Below are 16,083 nucleotides of genomic sequence, written 5' to 3'. Positions count from 1 at the left end.
CCGCCCAAATGGGCCATGTAGGCAGAACGAAAAACTCTTAACGTTCTGCTGCAGTCACTTGCGATACCACACAGCGGAAGTTCGGCTAGCTGAAGAGCACCGTTCAAGGATCGGGGCTCAAACCTGATACGATGCAACCGATCAACCTGGAACTCACCGCAATCTACGAGATCAGCAAGCTGCTCAACTCCTCCCTCGATCTGGAGTATTCGTTCCGCGGCGTTCTCAAGCTTTTGGCCACCTACTTCGGGATGGAGCGCGGGATGGTCATCCTGGGCCGGGATGAGACGCTGCGTGCTCTTGCATGGCTCGGCTTTCCCCAAGAGCAGCTTGGTCCCGATCGGATGGCCGGCGCAGGGCCCGTCGTCCGATACATTCAAAAGACCGGATTTCCGACAGCGGTCCCGGACGAAACGCAGGAACCTCTTCTCGCCTCCTATGTCTCCGGCTTCCCTCGCCGCAAGGGACCCCCGATTTCCTTCCTGGGTATTCCCATCCTCCACGATAGGGAATGCCTGGGCGTGCTGATCCTCGAGCGGCGATCAGCGGGAGCTTCCGCCAGGCTCCGGGAGGATACCCGGCTCCTTCAGCTCATCGCCGCCCTCATGGGTCAAACGATCCGCTTGCGCGACAAGGTCGCCGAGGAACGACACCGCCTCGTCGCCGAAAGAGATCGCCTCCAGACCGAGCTTGCGACCAAGCACCGGATCGAAAATGTGGTCGGTCAAAGTAAACGGATGCAGGAGGTGATCGCGTTGACCCATCAAGTGGCGCCCACCCGTTCCACGGTGCTCCTTCGCGGCGAGAGCGGCACGGGGAAGGAAGCCATCGCCCGCGCCCTCCATTTTCTCAGTCCCCGGAAAAACGGCCCCTTCATCAAGCTCAACTGCGCCGCCCTGCCCGAATCCCTGCTCGAGTCCGAGCTTTTCGGCCACGAGAAGGGTGCCTTCACCGGCGCCCTCCACGAGCGCAAAGGACGCTTCGAGTTGGCTCATGGAGGAACCCTTTTCCTGGACGAAATCGGGGACATCTCCCCGGCAGTGCAGGTCAAGCTCTTGCGCGTTCTCCAGGAACGGGAGTTCGAGCGCTTAGGGGGCAGCCGGACCATCCACATCGATGTCCGGCTCATTACCGCGACCAACAAAAATTTGGAAGAAGCGGTACTCAAGGGAGAGTTTCGCTCCGATCTCTACTACCGCATCAACGTCGTGAGCATTTTCCTGCCTCCGCTGCGGGAGAGAGCCGACGACATACCCCTCCTCGTCGAATATTTCCTGAAGAAGATGGAAGACGATTTCGGAAAGCAACTCTCTATCTCCAGCCGGGCCCTCGACGTTCTTGTCCGCTGCCATTGGCCCGGCAATGTCCGCGAGCTGCAGAACTGCCTCGAGCGCGCGGCGAATTCCGCTCCTTCGGGCTTGATCGACGGGAGCAGCATCGCCTGCCAGCACAATCAGTGCCCCTCTTCCCTCCTCTGGAAGCATGAGCTTACCCCCGTCTCGACTCCGGTGGTGACCCTTCCGATTCCGGCCGAGAAGAACGGCCTGGAAAAGGAAAGCCTGGTTCGTTCGCCTACGGGTGCGCGCGAACAGCTTCTCGAGGCGATGGAGCGCTGCGGCTGGGTTCAGGCCAAGGCGGCCCGGCTGCTCCATCTTACCCCTCGCCAACTGGGTTACGCGCTTCGCAAATACGAGATCCCCATCAAGAAGTTTTGAGACGAACTCTTGCGCTCCGCCGGTAGCCCGAGTCCGTCTTGCCGCCCATCCAAGACAGCTCTATCGCTGATCGCGAAAGGGAGGCGGTCATCATGCCGACGACCGCTTGCGATCCTCAGACGAGCAAGGATTGGCCGGCGACTCCCGTGGGGGAATATTGCCAACTCATCCACGGGAATTTGATCCTGACGGAGGAAACGGCGGATCATAGCGGCTTGGCCGGGAAGATCGAGATGGAGATGGCACTCTACCTTCGGGAGCAGCGTCGCGGCATCGTGCGACGCAATATTGCGTTCTCTTTCCCTGGGATCGTGGACGCGGATCACGAAGGAGTCGTGCCCGACCTCTGCTTCCTCCCAAACGACCAGCTCGGCCGGTGGCGCGGCAAGGCGAACGTCCAGGAAGGAGTGATTCCCGCACTCGCGGCGGAAATGCTCTCGGCTTCGACTCGGAGCATCGATCTCAAGGACAAGGTGGAGATCTACCGAGAAGCGGGGGTGGCCGAATACTGGATTTTTGATCTAGACGAGGAGTCGGTGCGGATTTACTGGTTCGGCGAGAACCGGCAAACCCCCGTGGCGGTCCAGAGCTTCGGGAACATTTTAACCACCCCCCTCCTGCCGGGCTTCTCCTTGAATCTACCGAGCATCCGGCGGGCGATCGGCTTGGAATAGAGAGGCTCGGCTCCTCCCACGCCACTTTCGGATCGACTTGGCCGACGCTCTGGCCGGCACATAAAGAAAGTGCCCCCTCCCTGTTTTGAGCGGCAACGGATTGACGGAGGAGCAGCGGACAAAGAGCGCGATACGGATTATGGGGGCGACCGCTTGATTCGAAGCCCAGCGTCACGACGCTCAAGGAACACGCGGTCCTCGTTGACTTTCTCCAGCCAGGCGACGACGCCCGGATCGGGACACCGCTTGACCCACTCGGACACGACGCTGGTGTCCAGAAGTAAGCTCACAGATCGACCTTCGGCTGACCGTGCTTGAGCCGCTCGATCTTCACCTTGGCGTCGCAGAGCGGCGAATCGGCGAAGAACTCGGCGAGATTGCCGGTGCGCCTAGTCTTGCGCTCCCACTCCTCGGCCGAGACCACGACGACGGCCTTGCGGCCCTTGCGTCTGATCGTCTGCGGGCCGTCCGACAGCGCACGATGGATCACCTCGCTGAGCTTCGCCTTGGCTTTCGCGACACTCCAGACCTCGATGCTACCCGCTTCTTTCCGGGCTTTGGACACTACAATCGTCATGCTAGTCGCGCAGATCTCTCAAAGAAAGCGCCTATCGCGAATCCTTAGGCCGGCTTCCATGGAGCAGTGACGCCAGTCGTTGCCGCGGAAAGCATGGCGTTTCCGTTACCTGCCACGCGTCGTCCGCCGGGAAGACAGAGAATGAACTACCGCCACCAAGCCCCTTAACGGCCCTTGTCTTGCAGATAAGATTGAATATACCATTGAGGCGGCCAAGCCGCGATTCATGAAACGAGTTCTGATCCTGCTTTTCGTCGTCTCTTCCGTTCTCTCTCGGGAAGCCAATGCCGATGAGCCACTCTTCGCTCGTTGGTATCCGGCCGAACAGATCTCCGGCCCGCTGGGCAGCGGGACCGGGAGGCTGATTTATGGGATGATGCAATACGGGACCTTCCCGAACCGCCGCTACGTTCTGCTCGGCTACGTCCGAGGGCTCCAAAATTCCTACCTAGGATATTTCTGGGCCTCCAGGCAGGCAGTCTCCTTGGCAAGGCAGCACGGAGCCGATGCCATCATCAAGATCGAGCGGCATGGTCCCACGCAACCACTGGATCACTTCGCGCTCAACGGGGAAGTGATCAAACCTTACTATCCGACCGTGGGCGCTTACGCGGCCATTCGCTTTCTCGATCGGAAGAAGGACAAACCGGCTCGGCGAATGGGATGTGCCGCCTCCCCCGCGGCTTTGTCCGCCGAATGGAGCATTTGCCTGCCCGTCTCGCAAGCTGCCGAAGAACGCTTGTGAAGCAGCAGAGCAAGGGAGCGGAGCGCGGCCGGAGAAAGATCTCGACCGCGCTACACAGTCCGGTTCAGCGAACGAACAACTAGGCGGCTACGGTCGGGTAACAGGTGCGCCGACCTTGTTGCCCCACTCGGTCCACGATCCGTCGTAGTTGCGCACCTTCTTATGGCCGAGCAAGTAAGTGAGCACGAACCAGGTATGGCTCGACCGCTCGCCGATCCGGCAGTAGACGACCGTGTCGCTGTCCGGAGTCAGGGCACAATCCCCTTCATAGATCTTCCGGAGTTCTTCCGCCGATTTGAAGCTGCCGTCCTCCTTCACCGCGGTCTTCCAGGGCATGCTCTTAGCCCCGGGGATATGACCGCCGCGGAGAGCGCCTTCCTGCGGATACTCGGGCATGTGGAGCAGCTCGCCCGTATATTCGCCGGGGCTTCGCACGTCGATCAGAGGCAGGCCTGCGCGTTGGTGGGCAAGGGTCTGTTCGTAGAATGCACGGATCTCCCCGTCCCTGCGGGCGGCCGGCGTGGGATAGGCCGCTTCGGGATAGGAAGGCTTTTCCCGAGTCAGCGCTCTTCCTTCGCGGACCCACTTATCCCGCCCGCCGTTGAGAATCTTGGCATTCCGGTGGCCGTAAAGCTCGAAGGCCCACAGCGCATAGCAGGCCCACCAGTTCGACTTGTCTCCGTAGAAGATGCAGGTCGTATCCGGCGTGATGCCGTTTCGGCGACAGAGCGCCGCGAAGGCTTCCGGGGTAATGTAGTCGCGGACCATCTGATCCTGCAGGTCGCGACGCCAGTCGATATGAACCGCCCCCGGGATATGCCCTGTATCGTAAAGAAGCACGTCTTCATTGCTCTCCACGATCCGGATTCCGGGATCGTTCCGATGCTCTGCCAACCATTCGGTTTCGACCAGCTTCTCTGGATGAGCGTAGGCAATCGTTGTCATCATTCTCTCCTTTTCGTTTTTCCTATTCCTTCCCAAAACAGGTGGGATAATCGCTGCATTCCCGACAGCTCGGCGCCTTGCAAGCCTGAAATCCTGCCCGCTCGCAGAGCTGCTTGTAAAAAAATTTCTTCCACCGCATCTCTCCGACGTTCCGCTCGCGAAGCGGACGGAAATAACGCTCCAGGAGGCGAGTCAGCGCATTCCGATCCGGAAGCCCCAGATCCTGCCAGAGATGGTCATCGGCCAGGCAGGCCGTGGCGACGGCATGCGCTACCCAGCGGGTTTCCTCCGACCCATCTCCAGACTCGATCAGGAGAGAAGTCAACTCCCAAAAATCCTCCGGGGGGCTGACGGCCTCGCAAGCAGGAGTCGATTCGAGCCGAAAGGCGGCGAGGAGCCGTTTGAACGACTCCTGGTCGAGACCAAGGCGAGGGACGGAGGGGAAGCTGCCCGCCGAGGCAAACCGCTTCACGACATACCGCACTGCCTGACCGAGAACCGCCGTCTCCTTCTCGTGGCACTCCGTCGCGCAGCCGAACGGGCGAGCCGCGCTGGGGACGGACCGGAAAGAGGGCGCAATCGCACAGGCAGCCACGGCGCTTTATCCTCCGAACCGGGCGACCTCCGGAAACCTTTCGACCATCTCGAGAGCCGCAGTGACATACTTTTCCCCCGCTTCCGCGAGCTTCTCCTGCGTGGGAAAGCCGAAGCGGTGTACATCCCGCAGTACCTTGTTGACGAGTGCGAGCCGACCCGCCAGAAGCACCATTTTCCCAAAGCCCTCATGGTGCATGGTCATCATCGGCATCACCATGATTCCGGTCTTCCGCTCGATGGTGAGCCCCACGGCGTTGAAAAACATCTCGACCCGCTCGAGGGTCTCCGGATCGGGATCGCCCACGATCGGAATCTCTTTCCGCTTCGCGGCATCCAGAATGAAGGGTGCGAGCAGCTCCTCGTCCTTCTTTCCGTCCCAGACTCCATAGGTGTCCTGCGCCCGCTGCTGTTTCACGAGCTCGCGCAGAAACGCTTCCCGCAACTCACTCACTCCGTTTTCCACCGCACTTGTCGTCATCCTTCCCTCTCTTCCTCAAAATTGAACGTTCTTGCCTTTCCTTTCGCCAGAGCCTTCCGCAGCCAAGGCGGCGGAGTGCCCCGAAGCACCTCCTGCAGCTTTTCGAGAATCTCCCGGATCGGCTCCAGATCCTTTGCCTTCACCGGATGGATCTTCTGCGCGACCACCCGAGCCGCGCCGGAGGCTCCGATCGCCGCCACATAGAGAATCGCGCAATCCTGGATTGCAACCAGCTTCGCTTCGAGCTTGTCCTCGTTTCCGTCTTCTTCGAGATCTCCGGAGAATTCGACCGTCTTCCAATGGCGCGCCTCGGTCTCATCCACCTCGTAGATTGCGATCGTCTTGGCCCAACCGAAATGGGCATTGACCCGAATCCCGTCCTGTGTCGCAAAGGCAACTTTCATCCCGCGCTCCGCTCCTCCCCTTGGCATTGGCATGCCCGAGCCTCTTCCGCGTGAGAGCGGCGCTCGGGCAGGCGATGATATTCTTCTTCCTCCTCACGCGCCGCGATCAGCAGATTGGCGACGTCGAAAAGGAAGTTCCGGCTCCCCCGATAGCCGACCAGCAGTTGGTGGGCCGCGCCCAGCCGGTCGAAGATCGGCAGACCGATCCGGTAAAACGGAATTTGTAGCCGAGCGGCCATCTGGCGCCCGTGGGAATGAGTCAGCAGAAGCTGGCACCCTAGGGCCTCCCGCTCCAGATCCTCCAAGTCTCCGATCCGCACCCGCTCGACCGGCAAGTCGGAAAAGACGATCGATTCGGTCGTCGAAACCGCCGCCTCTAGCTTGCAGCCGAGCTCGGCAAGCCAATGGCCCACGTTTTGCAAGAGATCGGGCTCGGCACCGATCGCCACCTTCACGCCGCCGAGAAAGAAGTGGCTGTCGAGCATCGCATCGACGAGCTGCGACCTCTGCCGGCGATAGATCTGCGGCACGGGGCGACCGGAAAGCTCGGCAAGAAGCCGGAAGAAGCGATCGACCGACCGGAGTCCCATGAGACGATCGACGAGCATATGCGGAACCCCGCACTTCATCTCGAGCGCCAAGGCCGCGCCTCGCATCTGTTCCCCCAAAGCGATCGTCGCCCGGGAAGAGCCCATGGCGCGGATCTCTTCCAGCCGGGTGCCCCCGAGAGTGGTCGGCGTGAAATCTTCCGGAATATGACCGTCGAGGGAGCCCGACAGATCGGGCAAGAGGATGGGGCGGAAGCCAAAGGACTCGACGATCTGCCGGATCTCCTCCAGATCCCCGGGAGTCAGATGGCTTCCTGCCAAAAGGTTGATCTGATCTTCGTTTCGCGTCGTCGCGGGCACAACCAGTTCTTCGACGATTTGAGCAATGGTCTTCCCCCAGCCGTCCTGAAAGGCTCCCTTGAAGTCGGGGGTCGAGACGTAGACGACCGGAAGATCGGCGAGCTCCGGTCTCCGCTGCCGAATGAGCTTCAGGTAGCCCACAATGTCTTCCCCCTTGGTCTCCGTCAGGCCGGTCGAACAGATCCCGACGACCTGCGGCTTGGCGCGCTGAGCAATGTTCAACAGCGCCTGCTCGATGTTCTCCATCCCGCCGAGAATGGTCGTGACCTCATTCATTGCCGTGGTCTGCAGCGGGATCATCTCGCGAAAGTGGCGAACGAAGAGGACGAGTCCGAATGCGGTGCAGCCTTGCGAGCCGTGCAGGACCGGCATGCAGCCGTGGAGGCCCATGAAGGCGAGAGCCCCGCCGATGGGCTGGCTCATCTTGAGCGGGCTTACGCTGCAGGATTTCTTGGAAGTTACGACTTCGGCCACGTTCCCTCTTTTTCCGATGAGTTGCCTACCCCTCCGTCCAAGGAGCCGGAAGGCGCACCTCCTGCCAGACCGGGTTGTAAAGAGCCCGGTCGATCTCGGCCACCAGCGCGACCATTCCCTCGTACCCGGCGTAGGCATGGTGGCGCTCCTGGTTGATGTCGAGCCAAGGCATCTTCGCCTTTAAGGCGACGAACTGCGAACGGCCGCCCGAGAGCATGATGTCCGCCCGCGCCTCCTTGAGCATCCGATACATCTCCCTAGGCGTCATCTCCTCGATCATATGCGCCTCTTCGCCCATGACCTTTTTGATCCGCTCCTTGTCCTCCTCGGTCGACTTCTTGACGCTCGTTCCTACGATCTCCATCCCCACCTCTTGCAGAGCGGAGACCACCGACCAGGACTTGACTCCTCCGGTGATCAAAAGCACGCGCTTCCCGGCAAGCCGCTTCTGATAGACCTTCAGCTTCTCCCAAGCCTTCTGCTCCTCCCGCCGGATCAGGAGTTCGGTCTTCGAAAGCAACTCTCCGGGCGCCCCCTGGCGAACCAGGAGCCCGGCCAAGTTCCGAAGGGCGTCGCTCATGTCGGAGATCCCATAGAAGGATCCCTCGAAGAAGGGGATTCCGTATCGCTCCTCCATCTTCCGGGCGATGTTGATCATCGCCTTGGAGCAGACCAGTATGGTCGCCTTCGCCCGGTGGCAGGAGGCGATCTCCCGGTATTTGGCGTTCCCCGATATGCAGGCCAGGATTCGAATGCCGAGCTGATCGAAAAGCGGCTGAACCTGCCAGAGCTCTCCGGCCAGATTATACTCCCCGATGATGTTCACATCGTAAGGAGTCGTGTAGGACGGCTCCTCGGTCCCGATCACGTGATCGAGCAGAGCCTCTCCCGCGAGCTTGTTGCCCAGATTCTTGCTTCCGGCGAAGCCCGGCGACTGGACCGGGACGACCGGACGCCCGAACTGTTTCTTGGCCGCCTGACAGACGGCTTCGATGTCGTCGCCGATGAGCGCGGGCACGCAGGTCTGGTAGACGAAGATCGCGGGAGGATCGTAGCGGTCGATCGCTTCCTTGATCGCCCGGAAGAGGCGCTTCTCCCCCCCATAGACCACGTCCATTTCCCGGATATCAGTCGTGAAGCCCATCCGGTAGAGATGGGAATCGGAGGACTTGGACCCCCGATTGTCCCAGGAATTTCCTTCACAGGCGATCGGCCCGTGGACGAGATGAACCACGTCGGTGATCGGCTGAAGAGCGATCTTCGCTCCGTCGAAGGCGCAGCCTCCGGCGGCGGCTCCTGGTTGGAGCTGCTTGGTGCAGCCCTTCTTCCGCTCCTTCTCCGACTTGGCCCGGTTCTTGGCGCAACCGGGTTCCTGGAAGACCGCCTGGACCTTCTCCGAAACGCTGCTCATCCGGAACTCCCTTCGAAACCCTTTCTCCTACCGAATGATGTCGAAGCTATAGTCGGACTTCGCCGGCACGTTGGTGTTCCGGTCCATCTCGTCAAAGATCTTGTCGAGAATCCGAACGAGCACGTTGAGTCCACCCTGATAACCCCAAACGGGAAACCGGTGGTGGTGGTGCCGATCGAAGATCGGGAATCCGAACCGGATCAGCGGCGTTCCCGTGTCCCGCTCGAGATACTTGGCATAGGTGTTCCCGATCAGGAAATCGACCGGCTCGGTGAAGAGAAGCGAGCGCATGTGCCAGAGATCCTTGCCAGGGTAAACCTGGCAGCCCGCCCCGAAGGGAGAGTGGTCGAGAAGCTCTCGCACTTTCTGCTCCCAGGCCGCATCGCCGTTCGTGGCCAGGATATGCGCCGGCTCCGCACCCAGCTCGAGCAGGAAACCCGCAATCCCGAGCGCCACGTCGGGATCGGCATAGACCGCAAACCGCTTTCCGTGGATGTGCGCGCTCGAATCGGCGATGGCATCGACCAATCGGCCTCTCTCCTTTTCCAGCGCCTCGGGAATCGGACGCCCCGAGAGGCGAGAGACTTCCTGGAGGAACTGGTCCGTCGCGGCCACTCCGATCGGATAGTGCAAGCCGACCGTCTCCTGTCCTTTCCCTTGGATGTAAGGCAACGTCTTGGGTGTGCAGAAGCTCTGCATCGAGATGGTTGCCTTGGAATGGAGCGCCTCGGAGATCTCGGCGAGTTTCGTACCGCCGTCATACATGCGGAATGTCCCATCGGCCGGCGTATCCCAGACATCGCTATTGTCCGAGACGATCAGGTAGTCCCCACCCATGAGCTCGAGGATCCGTCGCAGCTCCCGCATATTGCCGACTACGTTGCCGTCGAAGCCGACGATCAGGTTGATTCTTTCGTTCGGCTTCCGCTCGAGGGGCGCAATCGTCTTGGCCTTCCCGTCCCAGAAGTATTCGAGAATCCCCTTCATCATGTTGTCATACCCGGTGATATGACTACCTACGAATGAGGGGGTATGGGCAAACGGAACGTCGAAGTCCTGCGGAACGCTGCCCTTATCTCTTGCGTTCTTGATGAAGGAGTTGAGATCGTCGCCGATCACCTCGGCCATGCAGGTCGTGGAGACCGCAATCATCTTCGGCTTGTAGAGGGCGTAGCTGTTGGCCAGTCCGTCGATCATGTTGTTGAGCCCGCCGAAGACCGCCGCATCCTCGGTCATCGAGGAGCTGACACAACCGCTTGGTTCCTTGAAGTGCCGACTGAAGTGGCTCCGGAAGTAGGCGACACATCCCTGTGAGCCGTGGACGAAGGGCAGGGTCCCTTCAAAGCCCACCGCCGCGAAGATCGCCCCCAAGGGCTGACAGGCCTTCGCCGGATTGATCGTAATCGCCTCGCGAGCGAAGTTCTTATCGCGGTATTCCTTGGTCTTCGTCCATTCGCGGATCTGCTCGACCTCGTCGGCGCAGGCCGGGTCCTCGAACTCCCGCTTCTTTCGCTCGAACATTTCCAAGTACTGCGGCTGCCGGAACAGGTGAAAGTGGTCGAGAACGTGTTCCGCGTTCTGACTCTTGGTCTCTCCGTTTGTCTCCATATCGCCTTCCCTTCCTTCGTTGTCTGTTGCTTCTCGAGGCCTTGCTTGCGGCGCTCACCCTTTCTTCCAGGGCGCCTTCGTCAATCCCCAAACCGGATTGTTGATCGCCATGTCCATGTCCCGCGCGAAGATGGCGAACCCGTCATAGCCGTGGTAGGGACCCGAATAGTCCCAAGAGTGCATCTGGCGGAAGGGGACTCCCATCTTTTGGAAGACATACTTCTCCTTGATGCCGGATCCCACGAGATCGGGCTCGAGCTTCTCCACGAACTTCTCGAACTCGTATCCAGTCACGTCGTCGTAGATCAGGGTGCCATCCTTCGCATCGTGGGTCGTCCGCTGGTAGTCGTCGTTGTGGCCGAACTCGTAGCCGGTCCCGATCACCTCCATGCCCAGATCTTCGTACGCCCCGATCACGTGCCGCGGGCGCAGTCCACCGACAAAGAGCATGACCTTCTTGCCCTTGAGGCGCGGCTGAAACCTCTGGATCACCGCATCGGCCATCGGACGATATTTGGCAATCACCCGCTCCGCCCCTTCCTTGATCTTGTCGTCGAAGTGGCTCGCAATCTTCCGAAGCGACTCCTCGATCTTCGTCGGACCGAAGAAGTTGTACTCGACCCACGGAATCCCGTGCTTCTCCTCCATGTAGCGGGAGATGTAGTTCATCGAGCGGTAGCAGTGGAGGATGTTCAGCTTCACCTTGGGAGTCCGTTCGAGCTCCTTGAGCGTTCCATCTCCCGACCATTGCGCGACCACTCGGAGACCCATCTCCTCGAGCAGGATTCGGGAAGACCAGGCATCCCCCCCGATGTTGTAGTCCCCGATGATTGCGACGTCGTACGGAGTAGAGACCCATTCGGGCTCCTTCCCGGCCGTCTTATCGAGCACCCAGTCGCGGATGCTGTCATTGGCGATATGGTGGCCGAGGGATTGCGAGACCCCGCGAAATCCTTCACAACGCACGGGGACGATCGTCTTCCCGTTGAATTCCTTGGTCTTCGCCTTCGCGACCGCTTCGATGTCGTCACCGATCAGGCCGATCGGGCACTCGGATTGAATGGTAATGCCCTTGTTGAGAGGAAAGAGCTCCTGGAGCTCCTCAAGGGATTTCGCAAGCTTCTTGTCGCCGCCAAAGACGATATCGCGCTCTTGAAAATCCGTCGTGAACTGCATGGTCACAAAAGTGTCCACACCGGTTGTCCCGATGTAGTAGTTCCTTCGAGAAGCCCAGGAGTATTGACCGCAGCCGACCGGGCCGTGGCTGATGTGGATCATGTCCTTGATCGGACCCCATACCACTCCCTTGGAGCCCGCATACGCACAGCCCCGGATCGTCATCACTCCGGGCAGGGACTTGATGTTGGACTTAACCCCGCAATCGGGCTTCCCCTCTTCGAGCACTCCCAAATGCTTCGCACGCTTCTTGACCGCCTTTTCGGGGTAGGCTTTCAGCACCTCCTCGATCAGTTCACGGTTCCGGGCGCTTAATTCTTGGCTGTTCTCTACCGCAGGCGTTGTCAGGCTCATGATTTTCTTTTCCTCCGCAGTTTGATCTCTCCTCCCATGCAAGAGGAGTGCCGGCTGGGAAACCGCCTACCCAGCCGGCCAATCCCTCGTTCTATCTTACGCGCAAAGAACCGCTTCTCCCGCGGTCTTGCCCACCAGCGATTCGTCCTCCCGCTTCATGATGCCGAACTGCATGAGCAGGTCTTCGAGCTCATCCATGGTAATGGGCGTCGGAATCACTCCATTCCCCTTGTTCTCATGGATCTTCTTCGCCAGCATCCGATACTCCTCGGCCTGCTTCGACTCGGGCGCGTATTCGATCACCGTCATCCGGCGGAGCTCGGCATGCTGCACCACGTTATCCCGAGGCACGAAGTGAATGAGGGTCGTGCCGAGCTTGGCGGCCAGGGCTTCCGCCAACTCCAACTCGAGATCGGTCTGTCGCTCGTTGCAGATCAGTCCGCCGAGCCGCACCCCGCCGGAATTCGCGTACTTGAGAATTCCCTTGGAGATGTTGTTGGCGGCGTACATCGCCATCATCTCGCCCGACATGACGATGTAGATCTCCTGCGCCTTGTTCTCGCGGATCGGCATGGCGAATCCACCGCAGACTACGTCGCCGAGGACGTCGTAGGAGACATAGTCGATTCCCTCGTAGGCCCCGTTTTCCTCCAGGAAGTTGATCGAGGTGATGACCCCTCGGCCGGCACATCCGACCCCCGGCTCGGGCCCGCCCGACTCGACGCAGCGGATGTTCTTATAGCCGACCTTCATCACATCCTCGATCTCGAGGTCCTCTACGCTTCCGGCCTCCGCGGCCAGATGGAGAATCGTGTCCTGATTCTTCGAGTGGAGGATCAGCCGGGTGGAGTCGGCTTTCGGATCGCAACCGACGATCAGGATCTTCTGTCCCAGGTCCGCCAAAGCGGCAAGAGTGTTCTGGGAAGTGGTCGACTTCCCGATCCCTCCCTTTCCATAGAAGGCAATTTGTCGCAATTCGCTCATTGTGGATCTCCCTTGTTTTCTTTGTCCTTTTTTCCCGAGGGCGATCGTTTCCTGCTCTCACCCTTCGGCGCTTAATTCGTTTGCGAGCAACTCACGTGCCAATCTATTTGCGAGCTCTCGATCCTCTCCGACCTCTCGGTGATGCTCCTCTGGTTTTCCCCTGCCGTGCACCGAAAAAAGGCCGATGTCGAGTAAGGCGGAGGCCTGGGAGCAGGGAGGAGGATCGGACCCCTACCTCTCTTGCGTGACTCCGGTCGGCGAGGTGCTAAAGGCAACAAACGGAGAGAAAATGTCGGGAAACGAACAGGGCCTCAGCCATGGGCGCTCCCATGCGTGCGGGCCCCTCGATGGCATGCTTCCTGCTGGAAACAAAATTATGGCGCATCCCCCAAAAGTTCGAATGGCTCCTCGGCTGGTCGATACCACGCTTCGGGATGGAGAGCAGGCTCCCGGTGTCGCGTTCTCGCGCGAGGAAAAGCTCCGCCTGGTCCAAGCCCTCATTGCCGCGGGAGTACCCGAGATCGAGGCGGGCATTCCCGTCATGGGCAAGACGGAGCGACAGACCCTCCGGGCGATGGCGGCAACCGCCGATCCCTGCTGCCGGCTCATCTCCTGGGGAAGAATGCACCCGGCCGATCTGGCAGCGATCCAGGCCCTGCCCATCCGTTTTGCCAACCTTTCGGTCCCGGTCTCCGATCTCCAGATCGAGAAAAAGCTGCAAAGATCCCGCGGCTGGGTTCTGGAAACGGTCCGCCGGTTCGTCCGGGAAGCCATTGATCTCGGACTTGAGGTGGCGGTCGGGGGAGAAGACTCCTCGCGCGCCGACCTGGATTTCGTCCTCCGGGTCGCGGAGACCGCCCAAGCCGCCGGTGCCTCTCGTTATCGATTCGCCGATACCCTCGGCATCCTCGATCCCTTCTCGACCTTCCGGTCGATCCGCAAGCTTCGTCGCGCGGTGGATCTCGATCTCGAGATCCATGCGCATGACGACCTGGGAATGGCGACGGCCAACTCCCTGGCGGCCTACCGGGCGGGGGCAACGCACATCAGCGTCACTGTAAACGGGCTTGGCGAGCGGGCGGGCAACGCTCCTCTCGAAGAAGTGGTGGCGGCCCTCCGCTACGGCAGCCAAATCGACTGCGGCGTACCGAGCGCTTCTCTTCCTCCTCTTTCAGCGCTGGTGGCCCAAATTTCGGGACGTCCGATTCCCCAGGCAAAAAGCATTGTCGGCAGCACCGTCTTCACCCACGAATCGGGAATCCACGTCGACGGCCTGCTCAAGGATCCGCGAAATTACCAGGCTTTCGATCCGAAGGAGCTGGGCCGCTCCCACGAACTCGTTTTGGGCAAGCATTCCGGTCCGCGGGCGATCCAATGGGGCTATCAGCGGCTGGGGATCGACCTCTCGCTTTCCGAAGCCGAAGCGCTGCGCCAACCCATTGCCGATTTTGTCACCGAATGGAAGCGATCACCCCAGCGATCGGAACTCCTCCAGCTCCTCTCGGCTGCCACCACCCGCACCGCCTGCACCCCAAGTGTTGGAGAAGGCCCGCGGGAAATGCAGGCTAGGAGGCCATCCGGCCCACGTCCAGCTTCATGTCCAGCTTCAATTGAGCCAGTGCAAGCTGGAGCTCCTGCCGGATCGTGTGCAGCGCCTCTTGCGAGAGGCGCTTTTTCTCATCGATCGCCGAACTGAGCTCTTCCCGGTAGGCGGAGAGGGAGGCGGCCACCTGACGCAAACATTCATGCCAAGCCGCCGCGATACGGCACATGGATTCCTGAGCCGAGATCCGGGAAAGATGGGAATTGATCTTGCTCTGGGCCGCAACGAGTTCCGCCAAAAGGATCCGCTCCGCGGGAACCCGCCGCAGGTTACTGGCGAGCCCGATCCGATTCAGAAGCCAGATCGTCCATTTCGTCGGATCCCACTGCCACGGTTTTACCCCGTTGCGATAGTCGTGCTGAAACTCATGATGAAAATTATGGTAGCCCTCTCCGAAGGTAAACAGCGCCATGATCCAACTGTCCCGAGCGGTGCACCGAAACGAATAGGGCTGATCACCCACCATATGGCAGAGCGAATTGATGAAAAACGTCATCTGCTGCACGGCAACCACCCGGGTGACGCCCCCGACCAGGAATCCGCCCAAGGCCCCAATCCATCCTGCGTGAAGAGCTCCCAGAGCCGTCGGCAGGCCGAAGCCCACCAGGAATGCCAGGGGGACCATATATTTGTTCTGCCATCGACAGAGAGGATCGGACAGCAGATCCTTCACATTGTCCAGTGAGCGCACCGGTTGGAGCTTCACGAGAAGCCATCCGATATGCGCGTGGAAAAACCCCTTGCGAATATCATAGGGATCCTCGTCGTGATCGACATGCTTGTGATGATACCGATGGTCGGAGACCCAGCTGATCGCCGATCCTTCGAAGGAGGCGGCCCCAAAGAGCAGCACGAAGAGGCGCACCGGCCATTTTGCTTGAAAGGCTCGATGGGAATAGAGGCGATGATAGCCGAGGGTGACGCTCAATCCGGTCGCGATGAATAAGCCGAAAAACACCGTCCACTGGTACCAATCGATGCCGTAGAAAAAGGCGTAAGCGGGCATCGCGGTTAAAGCGAGAATGAAGGTGGAAATCAAAAAAATGCTCGTCGGCCAATTCATATGTTTAGTTTCACCCGCAGTTGTCATGACGACGCACCAAGGCAGGAAGGCGGAATCCGGTTAAAAGGAGAGAAGGGCCTCCTGCCGTTGTCATAAGTGCGTTCACCAAGTTGCAGTTCCGCTTCGAAGAAAACCAGCTTTCCTTTACAAAAAAGATATCCTGGAAGCTTTCAGGTTTACAGCCATTTTTTCCGGTCAAAGTCGATTGGTTTTCCTTTCGGCTTCTGCCGGTTGCCGGACCTCCCTTTTCCAACCTCCACCCGAGCCGTGCACTCGGCTACGTTTTCGGAGAAAATTCAGATTTGGCCCGACCGCTTTCGATCAAGAGACACGCAACCGCAAATAGTCGAGAAGCTCCGCGATGCGG

At 59.9% G+C, this 16,083-nt stretch carries 14 protein-coding genes and 1 pseudogene; 4 read left to right on the top strand and 11 right to left on the bottom strand.

Annotated features, from left to right (window positions below; all coding sequences use genetic code 11):
• Positions 1 to 131 precede the first annotated feature (131 nt).
• Both nifA and MAMT_RS10245 read left to right on the top strand, forming a co-directional pair.
• On the top strand, positions 132 to 1,715 hold the full coding sequence (gene nifA / locus MAMT_RS10250; RefSeq protein WP_142660938.1) for a nif-specific transcriptional activator NifA: 1,584 nt from the start codon (positions 132 to 134) through the stop codon (positions 1,713 to 1,715).
• Positions 1,716 to 1,807: 92 nt separating this feature from the next.
• On the top strand, positions 1,808 to 2,389 hold the full coding sequence (locus tag MAMT_RS10245) for a Uma2 family endonuclease (RefSeq protein WP_142660937.1): 582 nt from the start codon (positions 1,808 to 1,810) through the stop codon (positions 2,387 to 2,389).
• A 286-nt stretch (positions 2,390 to 2,675) separates the two neighbouring features.
• On the opposite strand, the gene MAMT_RS10235 is transcribed toward MAMT_RS10245, so the two are convergent.
• A complete protein-coding gene (locus tag MAMT_RS10235) occupies positions 2,676 to 2,966 on the bottom strand; it encodes a type II toxin-antitoxin system prevent-host-death family antitoxin (RefSeq protein WP_142660936.1) in 291 nt (96 codons plus the stop codon).
• 226 nt (positions 2,967 to 3,192) lie between these two features.
• Here MAMT_RS10235 and MAMT_RS10230 point away from each other — a divergent pair, with 226 nt between their 5' ends.
• Positions 3,193 to 3,711 carry a hypothetical protein gene (locus tag MAMT_RS10230; protein ID WP_142660935.1) on the top strand — a complete coding sequence of 173 codons (519 nt, stop codon included), beginning with the start codon at positions 3,193 to 3,195 and terminating at the stop codon, positions 3,709 to 3,711.
• A gap of 87 nt (positions 3,712 to 3,798) precedes the next feature.
• On the opposite strand, the gene MAMT_RS10225 is transcribed toward MAMT_RS10230, so the two are convergent.
• From MAMT_RS10225 to nifH, 9 genes are all read right to left on the bottom strand, one after another.
• Positions 3,799 to 4,659 carry a sulfurtransferase gene (locus tag MAMT_RS10225; RefSeq protein WP_142660934.1) on the bottom strand — a complete coding sequence of 287 codons (861 nt, stop codon included), beginning with the start codon at positions 4,657 to 4,659 and terminating at the stop codon, positions 3,799 to 3,801.
• Between the two features lie 19 nt (positions 4,660 to 4,678).
• Positions 4,679 to 5,251 (bottom strand): nitrogen fixation protein NifQ, encoded by a 573-nt coding sequence (locus tag MAMT_RS10220; protein ID WP_142660933.1) that lies wholly within the window; start codon positions 5,249 to 5,251, stop codon positions 4,679 to 4,681.
• A gap of 6 nt (positions 5,252 to 5,257) precedes the next feature.
• Positions 5,258 to 5,731 (bottom strand): NifX-associated nitrogen fixation protein, encoded by a 474-nt coding sequence (locus MAMT_RS10215; RefSeq protein WP_142660932.1) that lies wholly within the window; start codon positions 5,729 to 5,731, stop codon positions 5,258 to 5,260.
• Complete coding sequence (gene nifX / locus MAMT_RS10210; RefSeq protein ID WP_142660931.1) at positions 5,728 to 6,135, bottom strand: nitrogen fixation protein NifX; 408 nt, start codon at positions 6,133 to 6,135, stop codon at positions 5,728 to 5,730. The genes MAMT_RS10215 and nifX overlap by 4 nt, the downstream gene beginning before the upstream one ends.
• Complete coding sequence (nifN, locus tag MAMT_RS10205) at positions 6,132 to 7,517, bottom strand: nitrogenase iron-molybdenum cofactor biosynthesis protein NifN (protein WP_142660930.1); 1,386 nt, start codon at positions 7,515 to 7,517, stop codon at positions 6,132 to 6,134. The genes nifX and nifN overlap by 4 nt, the downstream gene beginning before the upstream one ends.
• 25 nt (positions 7,518 to 7,542) lie before the next feature.
• The gene (gene nifE / locus MAMT_RS10200) at positions 7,543 to 8,928 is read right to left on the bottom strand and encodes a nitrogenase iron-molybdenum cofactor biosynthesis protein NifE (RefSeq protein ID WP_142660929.1); all 1,386 of its coding nucleotides are present in this window, start codon (positions 8,926 to 8,928) and stop codon (positions 7,543 to 7,545) included.
• A 27-nt stretch (positions 8,929 to 8,955) separates the two neighbouring features.
• Entirely contained in the window at positions 8,956 to 10,536 is a 1,581-nt protein-coding gene (gene nifK / locus MAMT_RS10195) for a nitrogenase molybdenum-iron protein subunit beta (protein ID WP_142660928.1), read from the bottom strand.
• A gap of 54 nt (positions 10,537 to 10,590) precedes the next feature.
• A complete protein-coding gene (nifD, locus tag MAMT_RS10190) occupies positions 10,591 to 12,066 on the bottom strand; it encodes a nitrogenase molybdenum-iron protein alpha chain (protein WP_142660927.1) in 1,476 nt (491 codons plus the stop codon).
• A gap of 96 nt (positions 12,067 to 12,162) precedes the next feature.
• A complete protein-coding gene (nifH, locus tag MAMT_RS10185) occupies positions 12,163 to 13,050 on the bottom strand; it encodes a nitrogenase iron protein (protein WP_018292023.1) in 888 nt (295 codons plus the stop codon).
• Between the two features lie 400 nt (positions 13,051 to 13,450).
• On the opposite strand from nifH, the gene nifV reads away from it, so the two are divergent.
• Positions 13,451 to 14,746 carry a homocitrate synthase gene (nifV, locus tag MAMT_RS10180; protein WP_246186649.1) on the top strand — a complete coding sequence of 432 codons (1,296 nt, stop codon included), beginning with the start codon at positions 13,451 to 13,453 and terminating at the stop codon, positions 14,744 to 14,746.
• Positions 14,747 to 15,026: 280 nt separating this feature from the next.
• Here nifV and MAMT_RS11735 read toward each other — a convergent pair.
• Positions 15,027 to 15,659 (bottom strand): annotated as a pseudogene (locus tag MAMT_RS11735) (acyl-CoA desaturase); the annotation flags it as partial.
• Positions 15,660 to 16,083 lie beyond the last annotated feature (424 nt).

The organism is Methylacidimicrobium tartarophylax, from assembly GCF_902143375.2.
GTDB classification, from domain to species: domain Bacteria; phylum Verrucomicrobiota; class Verrucomicrobiia; order Methylacidiphilales; family Methylacidiphilaceae; genus Methylacidimicrobium; species Methylacidimicrobium tartarophylax.
This window is presented reverse-complemented; position numbering and strand designations above follow the sequence as displayed.

Coding starts and splice junctions, on each gene's coding strand:
- MAMT_RS10230 (WP_142660935.1), top strand. CDS start 3,193: ATGAAACGAGTTCTGATCCTGCTTTTCGTCGTCTCTTCCGTTCTCTCT.
- MAMT_RS10225 (WP_142660934.1), bottom strand. CDS start 4,659: ATGATGACAACGATTGCCTACGCTCATCCAGAGAAGCTGGTCGAAACC.
- nifK (WP_142660928.1), bottom strand. CDS start 10,536: ATGGAGACAAACGGAGAGACCAAGAGTCAGAACGCGGAACACGTTCTC.
- nifX (WP_142660931.1), bottom strand. CDS start 6,135: ATGAAAGTTGCCTTTGCGACACAGGACGGGATTCGGGTCAATGCCCAT.
- MAMT_RS10215 (WP_142660932.1), bottom strand. CDS start 5,731: ATGACGACAAGTGCGGTGGAAAACGGAGTGAGTGAGTTGCGGGAAGCG.
- MAMT_RS10245 (WP_142660937.1), top strand. CDS start 1,808: ATGCCGACGACCGCTTGCGATCCTCAGACGAGCAAGGATTGGCCGGCG.
- nifD (WP_142660927.1), bottom strand. CDS start 12,066: ATGAGCCTGACAACGCCTGCGGTAGAGAACAGCCAAGAATTAAGCGCC.
- MAMT_RS10235 (WP_142660936.1), bottom strand. CDS start 2,966: ATGACGATTGTAGTGTCCAAAGCCCGGAAAGAAGCGGGTAGCATCGAG.
- nifA (WP_142660938.1), top strand. CDS start 132: ATGCAACCGATCAACCTGGAACTCACCGCAATCTACGAGATCAGCAAG.
- nifE (WP_142660929.1), bottom strand. CDS start 8,928: ATGAGCAGCGTTTCGGAGAAGGTCCAGGCGGTCTTCCAGGAACCCGGT.
- nifV (WP_246186649.1), top strand. CDS start 13,451: ATGGCTCCTCGGCTGGTCGATACCACGCTTCGGGATGGAGAGCAGGCT.
- nifH (WP_018292023.1), bottom strand. CDS start 13,050: ATGAGCGAATTGCGACAAATTGCCTTCTATGGAAAGGGAGGGATCGGG.